The sequence below is a fragment of the Kitasatospora sp. RG8 genome, assembly GCF_017813315.1.
In the GTDB taxonomy this organism is placed as follows: domain Bacteria; phylum Actinomycetota; class Actinomycetes; order Streptomycetales; family Streptomycetaceae; genus Kitasatospora.
In genome coordinates this window covers 35,311-49,880 of sequence record NZ_JAGIYX010000014.1, presented here as the reverse complement: position 1 = coordinate 49,880, position 14,570 = coordinate 35,311, and the positions used below count along the sequence as shown (strand labels likewise).

The following is a 14,570-nucleotide window of genomic DNA, read 5'->3' as shown; positions in this document are numbered from 1 at the left end:
GCCCCGCCCACGCATGCCCCGAAGGGGCTGTGCCGGGGCCGGCGAGGGTTACCCGGCGTCGGTCGTTCCCAGCGCCGCGAGCAGGCGCTGCTCCTTCGCCGGGACGATCCCCTGGAGGTGGTGAGCGCCCTTGCGGCCCTTGAGGCCGTCGGCATTGGTGTCCTCGGCGGGCTCGCGCTGCTGGAGCCAGGCCCAGGTGTCGCGCGCGGTCTCGGCGAACGGCCGGCAGCGGAGCCCGGCCTCCTGCGCCCGGGTGGTGTCGGCGAGCCAGACGGCCGCCATCTCCGGCATGTCCGGTGCCCAGAGCGGGAGTTCCAGCCACGGCTGGACGCTGTCCGGGCCCTCGGCCAACAGCGGGCCGTCCTCCACCCAGACCAGCTCGGCGCGCGGTCGGCCGTCGGAGGGCTCGCCGACCACCTCCCGGCAGGTGGTCAGGAACTCCCCGAAGGTGATGTTCCCGGCCGGGGCGGTGGTGATGTAACGCCCGGTGCGCCCGGCGGTCACCACCCCGATGCCGAAGGCGGCGAAGTCGCGGACGTCGATCACCTGCATCGCGCGCTCCGGGTCGCCCGGCGCCAGCACCGGGCCGCCGCGGGCCATCCGCTCCAGCCACCAGGGCAGGCGGCCGCCGTTCTCGTACGGGCCGATCAGCAGCCCGCTGTTGAGGATCAGCGTGCGTCCGGCGCCGAAGTGCTCCAGCACCGCGCGCTCGCAGCCGGCCTTCAGCGCATTGCTGAACGGCTGGTCGGCCGGCGTGTCGGCGGGGCAGGGGTGCAGCGGCGACTCCTCGTTCACCACCTGGCCCGGCCAGTCGGCAAAGGCGTGCACGGAGGAGACGAAGGTGTAGTGGTCGGCGTGCTCGCGCAGCAGCCGGGCGGAGATCACGGTCTGGGCGGGCTGCTGCGCCGAGGTGTCGACGACCGCGTCCCAGTGCCGCCCCTCGACCAGCCGCGCCAGGTCGTCGGCGGAGTCCCGCTCGCCCCGGACGATCTCGACCCCGGGGAGGTCGGCATTGGAGCGACCGCGATTGAAGGTGGTCACCTCGTGGCCCCGGGCAAGGGCCTCGGAGGCGAAGGCCCGTCCGAGGAAGGATGAACCGCCAAGCAGGAGGATTCTCATACCGGCAAGGCTGCCTCCGTCCGGTCGTCCGCGTGCGCCCGTTCGCTTCCAGCGGAGGCACCGGCCCGAGGCGGGCACCGGAGCCCGCCGGGGTGCTGATCCACCTTCCGGGGTGCTGATCCACCCGCCGAGGTGCTGATCCAATCGGGCCCGCATAGCATCCCCGTGTACCGATATGTCTGATTTGAGAACGATGCTCCGGCACTGGGGAGAGCGACAGCATGGTCAACCCGGCACTCGTGGACCCGGCCACCATCCGCGCGACCGCCGCCGAGGCATGGGTCCGCGGCTATCCGATCCTGCAGAACTACCGCACCATGTACGCGCAGGCCGTGGACGACGCGGACCCGAGGTACGTCGGGGGCTTCGGTGTCTTCCGGCACTATCCGCAGCCCTTCTCCCCGGCCAACACCGACATCGTCACCCCCAACAACGACACCCCCTACTCATGGGCCTGGCTCGACCTGCGGGCCGAGCCGTGGGTGGTCTCCGTCCCCGCCGCGGACCGCTACTACGTCATCCCGCTGCACGAACTCGACACCGTGTACGCCGGGTTCATCGGCACCCGGGCCACCGGGCAGGAAGCCGGCGACTACCTCGTGGCGGGCCCCGACTGGCAGGGCGAGGCACCCGAGGGGATCAAGGGCGTCATCCGCACCGCCACCCGGCTGATCGGCATCGTCGGCCGCACCTACCTCGCCGGGACCTCACCCGAGGCCGTGGAGGAGCTGGAGCGGATCCAGCGGCAGTACCGGCTGCGCCCGCTGCACGAGTACGCCGGCACCCCGGCGCCGCCGCCGGCCCCGAACCCGGTCTGGCCGGTCTGGCGCGAGGAGGTGATGGACTCCATCGAGTTCCTCAGCTTCCTCGACTTCCTGCTCGGGTTCTTCCCGGCCCTGCCGGCCGAGGCCGACCTGCGCGGGCGCCTCACCGACCTCGGCGTCGACGGCCGCGGCGAGTTCGAGCCCGCCGCCCTGCCGCTGGAGGTCCGCGCCGAGATCGAGCGCGGCATCGCCGACGGCCGCGCCGAGCTCGACCGCGCCGCCCGCGAGACCTCCGGCTCCACCGGCCTCTTCGGCACCCGCGAGCAGGTCGGCACCGCGTACCTGAAGCAGGCGCTCGGCGCGCTGGAGGGCCTGTACGGGCTGCCCGTCGAGGAGGCCTGGTACGGCGGCTGGCTCGCCGACAGCGAGGGCGGCCGGCCACCGAACGCCAGTGACCACGACTACGCGCTCCGGTTCGCCCCGGACCGGCTGCCGCCCGCCAGGTTCTTCTGGTCGGTCACCATGTACGCCCTGCCGGAGCGTCTGCTGGTCGACAACACGCTGGACCGGTACTCCATCGGCGACCGGACCCCCGGACTGGTCCGCGACGCGGACGGCGGCCTCACGCTCTACGTCCAGCACAAGCGGCCCGCCGACGCCCAGCACTCGGCCAACTGGCTGCCCGCGCCGGACGGCCCGTTCACCGCGGTCATCCGGCTCTACGGCCCGGACGAGTCGGTCCTCGACGGCCGCTGGACGCTCCCGCCGCTGACGCCGCGCTGAGCCGGCGCCGTGCCGCCGGTCCGCCCGCCCGTGCCCGCGCCGCCCGTCCACCCGCACGGCCGGTGTCCGCCCGCGGGGGCCCGTGCCGCCCGTCCGCCCACCCGTAGCCACGCCGGACCCGAGAAGGACTCCCGATGACCCAGCCCGAGCTGGAGGCCCTGGCCGCCGACGCCTACGTCTACGGCTACCCCCTGGTCTCCGACCTCACCATGGTCGAGCGCTTCACCGAGGGCGGCATGGGCATCCTGCCGGCGGCTCCGTTCAACCGGGTCAGCCATGCCGGGCGGCTGGTCGGACCGGACGACCCGTTCGTCTCCGTCAACAACGACACCGTCTACTCGGTCGCCCAGCTTGACCTCTCCGAGGGCCCGCAGGTGCTGCACGTGCCGGACACCGACGGGGCGTACTACGTCCTGCAGTTCGTCGACGCGTGGACCGACAACTTCGCCTACGTCGGCCGCCGGGCCACCGGTACCGGCGCGCAGACCTGGTTGATCGTCCCGCCCGGCTGGCACGGCACCCCCACGGACCACGAGAACGTGATCGTCTCGCCGACCACGGTGGCCAGCATCGTCGGCCGCTTCGCCTGCACCGGCCCCGACGACCTCCCGCGCGTCCGCGCCCTCCAGGACGCCCTGACGCTCGAACCGTTGGAGCCGGGCGGGCTCGCCGCCGGGCTGCCCGGACCGGACCCGGAGGTGCCCGAGCGGCTGGCGTTCTTCGAACGGCTCCGGGTCTGGATGGCGGCCTTCCCGCCGGCCGCACCGGACGTCGAGTACCAGCAGCGGTTCGCCCCGCTCGGCCTGCTCGACACCGGGCCCTCGCCGTACCGGGCCGCCGCGCCCGAGTGGACCCTCGCCCTGCTCAAGGGCCTGGCGGCCGGCCGCGAACGGGTCGAGGACGCCATCCGGCCGCCGGAGGACCACCCGGCCGGCGAGTGGCGGACCGCCCTGCACCTGTTCGACTACAACATCGACTTCCTCGGCCCCGGCACGATCGACGAGCCCGAGTGGCGCATCCCCGACCGCCGCGCCGCCTACCTCAGCCGGGCCGCCGCCGCCCGCGCCGGTCTCTGGGGCAACCACGCGTACGAGGCGGTGTACGCGATGACCTCCGACGACGCGGACGGGCACCCGCTCGACGGCGCCCACACGTACACGCTGCGCTTCGACCAGCCCCCGCCGGCCGACGCCTTCTGGTCCGTCACCATGTACGGCCTGCCCGAGCACTACCTCGTGGCGAACCCGGTCGGGCGGTACTCCATCGGCGACCGCACCCCCGGCCTGGTCTACGGCGAGGACGGGTCGTTGACGCTCCGGCTCCAGCACGAGCAGCCCGCGGACCCGGCCGGGGCGGCGAACTGGCTGCCCGTCCCGGCGGGCGGGTTCCGCCCGGTCATCCGGCTCTACCAGCCGGGGCCGACCGTCCTGGACGGCACCTACCGGGTGCCGCCGATCCGGCGGAGCTGAGCCGCACCGGCACGGGAGCCAGCGACCGTGCACGACCTGACGGCCGGGCACGACCGACGATCACGCACGACCGACGGCCACGCACGACCGACGATCACGCACGACCGACGGCCACGTGCAGTCGAGGGCCACGTACGACCCCGACGACCACGTGCAGTCGAGGGCCGTACAGGGAGCAGGGCGACCCGCGCACGGTGCCAACCGGGCCGCCGGCCCCGGTCAGGCCGCCCGGGCACGGAGCCGGCGAGCGGCCCGTCGTACCGACGAAGGGATGCAGGGATGGGCGACGCCGTCGGCCAGATGCTGGTCTCGGCCGTGGGCATCGCGATCAGCCCGATGCCGTTGATCGCGATGATCCTGATGCTGGCCACCCCGAAGGCGAAGGCGAACGGCCTGGCCTTCGCGGCCGGTTGGGTGGCGGCGCTGGCGGCCGTGGTCGGCGTGGTCGTGGTGGCCGGTTCGGGGCTGAGCGCCGGATCCCCCAAGCCGGCCTGGGCCTGGTGGCTCAAGCTGGCGCTGGGCGTGCTGTTCCTGCTGCTGGGCCTCAAGCAGTGGCGGGACCGCCCGCGCGAGGGGCACGTGCACGGTCCGCCGAAGTGGATGCAGGCGATCGACCGGTTCACCCCGGGCAAGGCGGCCGGGCTGGCGGCCGTCCTGGTCGCGGCCAACCCGAAGAACCTGGTGCTGGCGGTCGGCGGCGCCGTCTCCATCGCGACCAGTACGGCCTCCGGTGGCGGCAAGGCGGTCGCGGCCGCGCTGATGGTGCTGATCGGCTCACTCTGCACGCTGCTGCCGCTGGGGGTCTACGTGTTCGGCGGGGACCGGTCGCCCCGGGTGCTGGGGGAGTGGAAGGCGTGGATGGCGGCGCACAACGCGGCGATCACGGTCGTGATCCTGATCGTCCTCGGCGCGAAGTTCACCGGCGACGCGATCTCGGGACTGACCGCGTAGGGCCGCCCACGCTGCCGCCGTTCGCGCCGCCGCCGCTCCCGACCGCCGCAGCCCACGTTGCCCGCCGCGCCCATCCGCCCGCCGCGCCCCGGCCGGCTCACCGCGGCGACGCGGACCTGGTCGTCGCGGGGGCCGACGCACCCCCGGGCGACGAGGGCGACGGCGCCGAGGACGATGACGGCGACGGGGGCGGGGACGACGGCGAGGCCGACGCCGTGCCGGTCGGCGCCGGTGTGTGGGTCGGCGCCGGTGTGTGGGTCGGCGCGGGCGACGAGGGGGCCCCCGTCGGCGAGGCCGTGGTGCCGGGGGAGGGTGGCGGCGAGCCGGGCGCGGTGGTCGGCCCGCCGGACGGCCCGCCGGACGGAGTCCCGCCCGGCGAGGGCGTGTCCGACGGCGGTCCCCCCGTCGGCTCGGCCGGGGTCGAGGCGGAGCCGCCCCGGTGGTGCGGGCCGCCCTCCAGGGTCACCACGGCCTGTGAGGGCGGCAGCGCGATCCTCGCGGTCCAGTGCGTGCCCGGGGCGAGGTCCTCGTCGACGGTGACGATCACGGTGATCCGCTGGCCCGGTGCTAGCGTTCCGGCCTCCCGGCTGAGCCGGAGCCAGGCGGCGTCCACCTCGGCGTGCCAGCGGATCTCGGTGGCCCCGGAGTTGGTGAGGGTGAGCACGGTCCGGTTCCCGTACTCGCCGGCCTCGACGGTCAGCAGTCCGGCCGGAGCGGGTCCGCCGCCTCCCGGCCCGCCGCCTCCGGGGCCGGCCGCCGCACCGGCCACGGGCGCCGGTGCGGCGACCAGCGTCGGACTGCCGAGTGGTGTCGCGCCACGCGCCGGAACCGGGATGGCAGGCCCCTGAAGCCCCGGAAGCAACGTTTCTGCACGGAGCGGTCCGGCCCCGGCAAGCTCCAGCCCTGCCACCGCGGGAGCCGCCCCGACAGCACCCACCACCCCGCCGACCTGCCCGGTCTGACCGGGCTCCGCACCGGCGCCCCAGGGCCCACCCGGCCGGCGGCCGGCCGCCCGCTGGTCGTCCTCGACCCGGACGGAGGAGACCGCAGCAGCAGCCCCGGCCCCGCCGCCACCACGGTGGCCGGCCCAGAGCGCGACCACCGGGGCCGCCAGCACCGCCGCCAGCACGCCCGTGGTCACCACCCGCCGGCGCACCGTCGGTCCGCGACCCGCATCCGGCGCGCGGTGGCGGGGGAACCCGCCCTGGTCGAACCGCAGGCCGGGCTCGACCACGGGGGCCGGGACCGCCGTCCGCCGCGTCGTCGGCGCCCCGGTCGCGCGCGGCAGGAACAGCACCCCGCCGTGCCGGCCGGCCCCGCCCGCCGGCGCTGGAGTCCGTACGGCGGGAGCGGACGGCGCGGTCAGCACGGGCAGGCCCGAGAGGCCCGCCGTCCCCTCCGTCACCTCGCCCGCCACCCGCTCGGTGGTGCCGCGGCAGGTCGGGCAGTCCACCACGTGCTGCACCAGCTCGCGGCGCAGTGCCGGGCCGAGCACCCAGTCCCGCCAGCTCTCCGCGCCGGCCCCGCCGAGCCGGTCCAGCTCCGGGCAGCTGCCGACGCCGAGCACCAGCAGCGCCGTCCTGGTCCGGCCGACCTCCGCCTCGGCCGAGGCGAGCAGCGCACGGGACGCCTCGAACGGGACGCCCAGCACGGCCGCCACCTCGATCGGGGTGAGCCGGTGGCGGACCGACAGCTCCAGGGCCTCGCGCTGCTCGGGGTCGGTGCCGGCCGCCTCGGGCCAGGCGAGCGAGGCCAGCTCGCGCCGCCGCCTGGCCGCCTCGGCCGCCGGCACGCCCGCCGCCGCGCCCGAGGGGCCGGAGACGACGCCCGGCGAACCGGAGACGCCCGGCGAACCGGAGACGCCCGGCGAACCGGAGACCACGCCTGTCGGGCCGGAGAGCACGCCCGTAGGACTGGAGACCAGGCCCGTCGGACCGGTGCCGGCCCCGGGGAGCCCGTCACCGGATCCCGCCCCGCCCTCCATCCGCCGCAGGCAGGAGTACCGCGCCAGCGAGTACAGCCAGGCCCGCACCATCCCGGGCTCCGCCAGCCGCGCCCCGTGCCGCAGCGCCAGCTCGCGCACCTCGCGCAGGGCGGCCGCGGCAGCGTCGTGCTCGCACAGCACCGAGAGGCAGTAGGTGAACAGACCGTCCACCTGCCGCTCGTACGCCGCGAGCACGGGGTCGCGCGGCCCTTCAGTACTCGTTGTCACCCGTCCGACGGTAGAGAGACGGGGCGCCGAGTCCGGGCCATTCCCTGCTGTTGTACTTCTTTCGGGTAACAACATCGCCCATTCGTGGACCTTCCACGAGCCCCCGCGTCCGGTCCGCGCCCCCTGCCCACGCGGTCCGCGCCCCCTGCCCGCCCCGGCCCGCGGCCCGTTGTCGTACCCAGGCGCTACGGTGACCGCATGGCTGCCCGCACCAAGACCACCGCCAAGCCGCGCCCGGCGTACCGCTGCACCGAGTGCGGCAACCAGCTGCCCAAATGGGTCGGCCGGTGCCCGGAGTGCAACGCCTGGGGCACGGTCGAGGAGTACGGCGCCGTCCCGATCCGGACGACGGCCGCCGGCCCGGTCAGCGCGCCCGCCCGCCCGATCGCCCAGGTGGACGGCCAGGTGGCGACGGCCCGCTCCACCGGTGTGCCCGAGCTGGACCGGGTGCTCGGCGGCGGCCTGGTCCCGGGCGCCGTGGTGCTGCTGGCCGGTGAGCCGGGTGTCGGCAAGTCCACCCTGCTGCTGGACGTCGCGGCCAAGGCGGCCTCCGCCCAGCACCGCACGCTCTACGTCACCGGCGAGGAGTCGGCCGGCCAGGTCCGGTTGCGCGCGGACCGGATCAACGCCCTCTCCGACCACCTCTACCTCGCCGCCGAGTCCGACCTCGGCGCCGTCCTCGGGCACATCGAGGCGGTCGGTCCCGGCCTGCTGATCCTGGACTCGGTGCAGACCATCGCCTCCGCGGAGCTGGACGGCGCCCCCGGCGGCCCGGCGCAGGTCCGCGAGGTGGCGGGCGCGCTGATCCGGGCCTCCAAGGAGCGCGGCATGGCGACCCTGCTGGTCGGCCACGTCACCAAGGACGGCCAGATCGCCGGCCCCCGCCTGCTGGAGCACCTGGTGGACGTGGTGCTCAGCTTCGAGGGGGACCGGCACGCCCGGCTGCGCCTCATCCGCGGGGTCAAGAACCGCTACGGCGCCACCGACGAGGTGGGCTGCTTCGAGCTGCACGACGAGGGCATCGTCGGCCTGGCCGACCCGTCCGGCCTCTTCCTGACCAGGCGTGACAAGCCCGTCCCGGGCACCTGCCTCACCGTCACGCTGGAGGGCAAGCGCCCGCTGGTGGCCGAGGTGCAGGCGCTGATGGTGGATTCGCAGATCCCGTCCCCGCGCCGGACGACCTCGGGCCTGGAGTCACCCCGGATCGCGATGATCCTGGCCGTGGTCGAGCGGCACGGCGGGGTCAAGCTCGGCAAGCAGGACATCTACACCGCGACGGTGGGCGGGGTGAAGCTGAGCGAGCCGTCCGCCGACCTCGCGGTCGCACTCGCGGTGGCCAGCTCCTCCACCGACACCCCGCTGCCGAGCAACCTGGTGGCCATCGGCGAGGTCGGCCTGGCGGGCGAGGTGCGGCGGGTGACGGGTGTGCAGCGGCGCCTGGCCGAGGCACACCGGCTGGGTTTCACCCACGCCCTGGTCCCGCCGGACCCGGGCAAGGTGCCGCCGGGGATGAAGGTGGTCGAGGTCGCGGACATCGGCGAGGCGCTGCGGGCCATCCCGGGCCGCCGCCGGGCCGCCGCCAAGCCGCGCGGTGAGGCACCGTCGGCGCCGCCCACTCCGCGCCGGGCCGCCTCCGCACCCCCCGTCGCGGCCTACGCGGAGGAGCTGATGGAGGGCTGGGAGCCGCACGACTCCGACGAACTGCGCTGACCCAAGCCCTGTCGTTGCCGCACGCAGTTAGACTTTCCCCTGTCTCATTGGTGATAAGGCAGTACTAAGCGACAGAGCAACAGACCGTAGGCCGGCGCACGGCGCGAGGCGCGCGGCACGGGGTCGACCGGAGGAGTCACGTGGCAGCCAGCGACCGGGCGGACAAGTCCTCCCGCGAGGAGGCCCTGCTGCGGGCCTCCCTCACCGCCATCGCGCCCGGCACGGGGCTGCGTGACGGCCTGGAACGCGTGCTGCGGGCCAACACCGGTGGTCTCATCGTGCTCGGATTCGACAAGACGGTCGAGTCGATCTGCACCGGCGGGTTCGTCCTGGACGTCGAGTTCACCGCCACCCGGCTGCGCGAGCTGTGCAAGCTCGACGGCGCCGTGGTGCTGGACAAGGACATCACCAAGATCGTCCGGGCCGGGGTGCACCTGATGCCGGACTCCACCATCCCCACCGACGAGACCGGCACCCGGCACCGCACCGCGGAGCGGGTCAACCGGCAGACCGGGTTCCCGGTGGTCGCGGTCTCGCACTCGATGCGGCTGATCGCGATGTACGTCAACGGCACCCGCCGGGTCCTGGAGGACTCCACCACCGTCCTCTCCCGCGCCAACCAGGCGCTGGCCACCCTGGAGCGGTACAAGCTCCGCCTGGACGAGGTCGCCGGCACGCTCTCCGCCCTGGAGATCGAGGACCTGGTGACGGTCCGCGACGTCACCGCCGTCGCCCAGCGCCTGGAGATGGTGCGGCTGATCGCCACCGAGATCGCCGGCTACGTGCTGGAGCTCGGCATCGACGGCCGGCTGCTCTCGCTCCAGCTGGACGAGCTGATCGCGGGCGTGGAGCCGGAGCGCGAGCTGGTCGCGCGGGACTACTTCCCGGAGCGGGCCGCCAAGAAGGGCCGGACGGTCACCGAGGTGCTGGCCGACCTGGAGGCGCTGACCCACGCCGAGCTGCTCGACCTCCAGACGGTGGCGAAGGCGCTCGGCTACTCGGGCTCGCCGGAGTCGCTGGACTCGGCGGTCTCGCCGCGCGGCTACCGGCTGCTGGCCAAGATCCCGCGCCTGCCCAACACGGTGATAGAGCGGCTGGTCGAGCACTTCGGCGGGCTGCAGAAGCTGCTGGCGGCCAGCATCGACGATCTGCAGACGGTCGAGGGCGTCGGCGAGACGCGGGCCCGCTCGGTCCGCGAGGGTCTGTCCCGCCTTGCCGAGTCGTCCATCCTGGAGCGCTACGTCTGACCGGCACGCCGCTGGACAGGTGAACACCGGACGGGTGGAACACCGGACGCGTGGAACGGCCCCCGGGAGTTGATCCCCCGGGGGCCGTTCCGTCGTCGCGCGCCCGTTACTGCGTCAAGCGGAGCAGCAGGTTGGGGCTGCCGCCGCCGATCGAGGTGAGCCTGCCGCTGGTCGCGGCCGAGGCGAGGGCCGTGGTGACGCCCGCCGGGGTGGCCCCCGGGTGGTACGAGAGGTAGACCGCCGCCGCGCCGGCCACGTGCGGGCTGGCCATCGAGGTGCCGGAGATGGTGTTGGTGGCGGTGTCGCGGTGTTCCAGGCCGAGGTGATGGAGCTGCCGGGGGCGAAGAGGTCGACCCGGCTGCCGTAGTTGGAGTAGCTCGCCCCGCGCGGGTGGGCCGCCTGGGAAAGACCGCCTCCGGTGCCCCGGGCCGGCCCTCCGGGGTCCCGCCGGCGAGCACCCGGAAACACGCCGAAGCCCCGGCGGGAAGGCCGGGGCTTCGGGAAGGCGGGGTGAGGCGGGCTCAGCTCTCCAGGCGGATCGAGGAGCGCGCCGACACCTGGCCGCCGGAGAGGCCGGTGAGGTCGGCGACCACCAGGTAGTTGCCGGCCGGTGCGGGCGCCGGGTCGGCCGTGGCGCACTGCTGCTTGCTGCGGCTGCGGTCCCAGGTGAAGGTCTCGGTCAGGCTGCCGTTCGCCGGGATCTGCACCCAGTTGCCACCCCGGTCGGACGGGCAGTCGCCGGAGGACCAGATGCGCTCGCCGTTGCTGGCCGTCACGGTGATGGCGGAGGCGGTCCGGCCGAGGTCCACCCGGCAGTTGGCGGCCGAGGAGTTGTGGACGGTCAGCGCCAGCTTCGGCTTGTCCTTGGGCTGGTAGGAGTTCTGGGCCCCGGCCAGCTCCAGCGTCACCTGCGAGGACGCGCAGACGGGCAGGGCCATGACCTCGGGGGTGTTCACCGCGGGGGCGCCGCCGCCGCTTCCGCCGCTGCCACTGGTGCCGCCGGCCGTACCGCCGCCCGCGGCCGCACCGCCCGCGGTGCCGCCGCCCGCCGCACCGCCGGTCGCGGGGGCGGGGTTGGGCGCGCCGCCCGTGCCGCCGGTGCTGAGGCTGACGTCGCCGCCGCCGGAGCCGGAGACCGCGCCGCCGCCCGGGTTGGTACCGCCGCTGCCGCCGCTGCCGGGGCGCGAGTTGTTCGCGGAGCCGCTGGGGGAGGCGCCGGGCGTGATCGCCTGGGCGGGGGTCTGGGACTGGGAGGGTGCGGCCTGCGCGGCCTTGCCGGATGATCCGCCGTCGCCACCGCCCTGATCGGACATCAGCCAGGCGATCAGGGCGACGACCGCGGCGACGGCGACGAGCACGACGACGCGCCGTCGCCAGTAGATCGAAGCCGGCAGTGGTCCCACGGGTTGACGGAGAGAGGGCACGCCCAAACTCTACGAGACAGTGTGTGCCCTGTGACTCACCAACACCGCACAGTCGCCCCTTCCTTCACATGATCCGCCATTTGCGCCGTTCGGGGGAGGCCGGGCGGGGGGTTTCGCGAGACGATCCGGAGCCACCCACTCCGCTTCGGATGCCCGGGCGGGCGTGGGAGGATCGAAGGGCCATGGCTGCCATCACCGTCACCCCCGCCCCCCGTGCCGCCACCGACCCGCTGCCGATGCCGCTGCCGGTGCTGCACTCGACCGTCCTCGGCTGGTACGAGGCCAACGCCCGCGAGCTGCCCTGGCGGACTCCCGAGGCCTCGCCCTGGGCGGTGATGGTGAGCGAGTTCATGCTCCAGCAGACCCCGGTGAAGCGGGTGCTGCCCGCCTACGCGGCGTGGCTGGAGCGGTGGCCGACGCCGGCCGACCTGGCCGCCGAGGCGCCCGGTGAGGCGGTCCGGATGTGGGGCCGGCTCGGTTACCCGCGGCGGGCGCTGCGCCTGCACGCGGCGGCGGTGGCGATCACCGAGGAGCACGGCGGCCTCGTCCCGGACGACCACGCGACGCTGCTCTCGCTGCCCGGGGTGGGGGAGTACACGGCGGCCGCGGTCGCCTCGTTCGCCTTCCGGCAGCGCCACGTGGTGCTGGACACCAACGTCCGCCGGGTGTTCGCCCGGGCGGTGACGGGTGTCGAGTACCCGGCGCAGGCCACCACGGCCGCCGAGCGGCGGACGGCGACCGCGCTGCTTCCCGACGACACCGCGACGGCGGCGACCTGGGCCGTTGCCGTGATGGAGCTGGGCGCCCTGGTCTGCACGGCCCGGAGCCCGGAGTGCGGCGGCTGCCCGCTGTTCGCCGGCTGCGCCTGGCAGCGGGCCGGCCGCCCGCCGTACGAGGGTCCGGCCCGGCGCGGCCAGTCGTACGAGGGGACCGACCGGCAGGTCCGCGGGAAGCTGCTGGCGGTGCTGCGCGCCGAGCACGGCACGGTCGAGCAGGCCCGGCTGGACGCCGTCTGGCCGGACGCGGTGCAGCGGGCCCGGGCGCTGGATGGCCTGGTCGCCGACGGCCTGGTCGAGCCGGTCGAGCAGGGTGTCTACCGGCTGCCGCAGTAGTCGCCCGCAGCGGCGGCCGTACGCGCCGCCGCTGCGGCTCCCGCCGGTCCGGCGGACGGAAACAGGAAATCCCCCTCTCCTGACAGGAAGAGGGGGATCTCCGGGTGGCGGGACGTCAGATCGCGACGGCCTCGGCGTTGGGCTCGGTGGCCTTGCCGTCGCCCTCCGGCGCCGGCCCACCGGCGCCGCGCAGCGGGACCTCGCGCATGAAGAGCGCGGCGGCGACCGCGACCACCGCGACCCCGGCGCCCCACAGGAAGACGGTGTGCATGCCGTTGGCCACGGCGTGGTGGTAGGCGTCCTGGACGGGGGCGGGCAGCGCCTTGAGCGCGGCCGGGCTCAGCTGGCTCGGGTCACCCTTGCCGCCGCCGTTCGCGGCCGCCTCGCCGAGCCGGTCCTTCATGGTCGCGGCGACGCGGTTGTTGAACAGCGCACCGAACAGGGCGACGCCGAAGGAGCCGCCGATGGTGCGGAACAGCGTGGCGGTGGAGCTGGCCACGCCCATGTCCTTCAGCTCGACGCTGTTCTGCGCGACCAGCATGGTGATCTGCATCAGGAAGCCCATGCCGGCGCCGAGCACCACCATCCAGCAGGAGGCGACGAAGCTGCTGGTGTCGGTGGAGAGCGTGGAGAGCAGCACCATGCCGACGGTCATCACGATCGTGCCGATGATCGGGAAGATCCGGTACTTGCCGGTCTTGGTCACCGCCTGGCCGACCACCAGCGAGACGACCAGCATGCCGAACATCATCGGCATCAGCAGCAGGCCGGAGTTGGTGGCCGAGGCGCCCTGGACGATCTGCTGGTACAGCGGCAGGAAGACGGTCGAGCCGAACATCACGAAGCCGACCACGAAGCCGATGATCGAGACCAGGGTGAAGTTCAGGTTCTTGAACAGGCCGAGCGGGAGCATCGGCTCCTGGACCCGCTGCTCGACGTAGCAGAAGGCGATCAGGGTGGCGGCGGCCAGCGCGGCCAGGCCCAGGATCTGCTTGGAACCCCAGGCGTACTCCTGGCCGCCCCAGGTGGTGATCAGGGTCAGTGCGGTGATGCCGGTGGTGAGCAGGACGGCGCCGAGGTAGTCGATCCGGGCCTTGCTGCGGACCTTCGGCAGCTTCAGGGTGACCATGACGACGGCGAGCGCGACCGCGCCGAGCGGCAGGTTGATGTAGAAGGTCCAGTGCCAGCTCAGGTGGTCGGTGATGAAGCCGCCGACCAGCGGGCCGCCGATGGTGGCGAGCGCCATCACCGCGGCGAACATGCCCTGGTACTTGCCGCGGTCGCGCGGCGGGACCAGCGCGCCCATGATCGACATCACGCCGACCATCAGGCCGCCGGCGCCCAGGCCCTGGAGGGCGCGGAAGCCGATCAGCTCGTTCATGTTCTGGGAGAGGCCGGAGAGGGCCGAACCCACCAGGAAGATCACGATCGAGGTGAGGAAGGTGCCCTTGCGGCCGTAGAGGTCGCCGAGCTTGCCCCAGATCGGGGTGGAGGCGGCGGTGGCCAGGGTGTACGAGGTGACCACCCACGAGAGGTGCTCGGCGCCGCCGAGGTCGCCGACGATGGTCGGCATCGCGGTGCCGACGATCAGGCCGTCGAGCATGGCGAGCAGCATGGTGACCACCAGGCCGACCATCACCAGGCGGATCTCACGGGGGGAGCGCGGCTGCTCCTCCTCCTCCTCGGACGTCTTCTTCTCCGGTGCCGGGTTGTCGGCCTTGGGTTGTGACATGGGTGGGGTCTCCCGGACAGGATCGGACGACCGGTCGGGCCTTCGCG

General features: G+C 74.3%; 10 protein-coding genes and 1 pseudogene. 6 read left to right on the top strand and 5 right to left on the bottom strand.

Annotated elements, in window-relative coordinates; translation table 11 throughout:
• Positions 1–48: 48 nt before the first annotated feature.
• Positions 49–1,119: an NAD-dependent epimerase/dehydratase family protein gene (locus J5Y04_RS21270; RefSeq protein ID WP_209413663.1), complete on the bottom strand. Its 1,071-nt coding sequence runs from the start codon at positions 1,117–1,119 to the stop codon at positions 49–51.
• Between the two features lie 221 nt (positions 1,120–1,340).
• Here J5Y04_RS21270 and J5Y04_RS21265 point away from each other — a divergent pair, with 221 nt between their 5' ends.
• From J5Y04_RS21265 to J5Y04_RS21255, 3 genes are all read left to right on the top strand, one after another.
• Positions 1,341–2,666, top strand: coding sequence for a DUF1254 domain-containing protein (locus J5Y04_RS21265; RefSeq protein ID WP_209413662.1), 1,326 nt, complete (start codon positions 1,341–1,343; stop codon positions 2,664–2,666).
• A gap of 134 nt (positions 2,667–2,800) precedes the next feature.
• Positions 2,801–4,135 carry a DUF1254 domain-containing protein gene (locus J5Y04_RS21260; RefSeq protein WP_209413661.1) on the top strand — a complete coding sequence of 445 codons (1,335 nt, stop codon included), beginning with the start codon at positions 2,801–2,803 and terminating at the stop codon, positions 4,133–4,135.
• A 279-nt stretch (positions 4,136–4,414) separates the two neighbouring features.
• Complete coding sequence (locus J5Y04_RS21255; protein ID WP_209413660.1) at positions 4,415–5,086, top strand: GAP family protein; 672 nt, start codon at positions 4,415–4,417, stop codon at positions 5,084–5,086.
• Positions 5,087–5,183: 97 nt separating this feature from the next.
• On the opposite strand, the gene J5Y04_RS21250 is transcribed toward J5Y04_RS21255, so the two are convergent.
• Complete coding sequence (locus tag J5Y04_RS21250; RefSeq protein WP_209413659.1) at positions 5,184–7,298, bottom strand: sigma-70 family RNA polymerase sigma factor; 2,115 nt, start codon at positions 7,296–7,298, stop codon at positions 5,184–5,186.
• 198 nt (positions 7,299–7,496) lie between these two features.
• On the opposite strand from J5Y04_RS21250, the gene radA reads away from it, so the two are divergent.
• Together radA and disA are read left to right on the top strand one after the other, a co-directional pair.
• Positions 7,497–9,008, top strand: coding sequence for a DNA repair protein RadA (gene radA / locus J5Y04_RS21245; RefSeq protein ID WP_209413658.1), 1,512 nt, complete (start codon positions 7,497–7,499; stop codon positions 9,006–9,008).
• 188 nt (positions 9,009–9,196) lie between these two features.
• Positions 9,197–10,255: a DNA integrity scanning diadenylate cyclase DisA gene (gene disA, locus J5Y04_RS21240; protein ID WP_148644934.1), complete on the top strand. Its 1,059-nt coding sequence runs from the start codon at positions 9,197–9,199 to the stop codon at positions 10,253–10,255.
• Positions 10,256–10,361: 106 nt separating this feature from the next.
• Here disA and J5Y04_RS21235 read toward each other — a convergent pair.
• Both J5Y04_RS21235 and J5Y04_RS43265 read right to left on the bottom strand, forming a co-directional pair.
• Positions 10,362–10,636: pseudogene (locus J5Y04_RS21235) on the bottom strand (S8 family serine peptidase); the annotation flags it as partial.
• 140 nt (positions 10,637–10,776) lie between these two features.
• On the bottom strand, positions 10,777–11,679 hold the full coding sequence (locus J5Y04_RS43265) for a hypothetical protein (RefSeq protein WP_209413657.1): 903 nt from the start codon (positions 11,677–11,679) through the stop codon (positions 10,777–10,779).
• 182 nt (positions 11,680–11,861) lie between these two features.
• Between J5Y04_RS43265 and J5Y04_RS21225 the strand changes: the two genes are divergently transcribed.
• Positions 11,862–12,791 (top strand): A/G-specific adenine glycosylase, encoded by a 930-nt coding sequence (locus J5Y04_RS21225; RefSeq protein WP_209413656.1) that lies wholly within the window; start codon positions 11,862–11,864, stop codon positions 12,789–12,791.
• Positions 12,792–12,906: 115 nt separating this feature from the next.
• On the opposite strand, the gene J5Y04_RS21220 is transcribed toward J5Y04_RS21225, so the two are convergent.
• Positions 12,907–14,523, bottom strand: coding sequence for an MDR family MFS transporter (locus J5Y04_RS21220; protein ID WP_209413655.1), 1,617 nt, complete (start codon positions 14,521–14,523; stop codon positions 12,907–12,909).
• Positions 14,524–14,570: the final 47 nt, after the last annotated feature.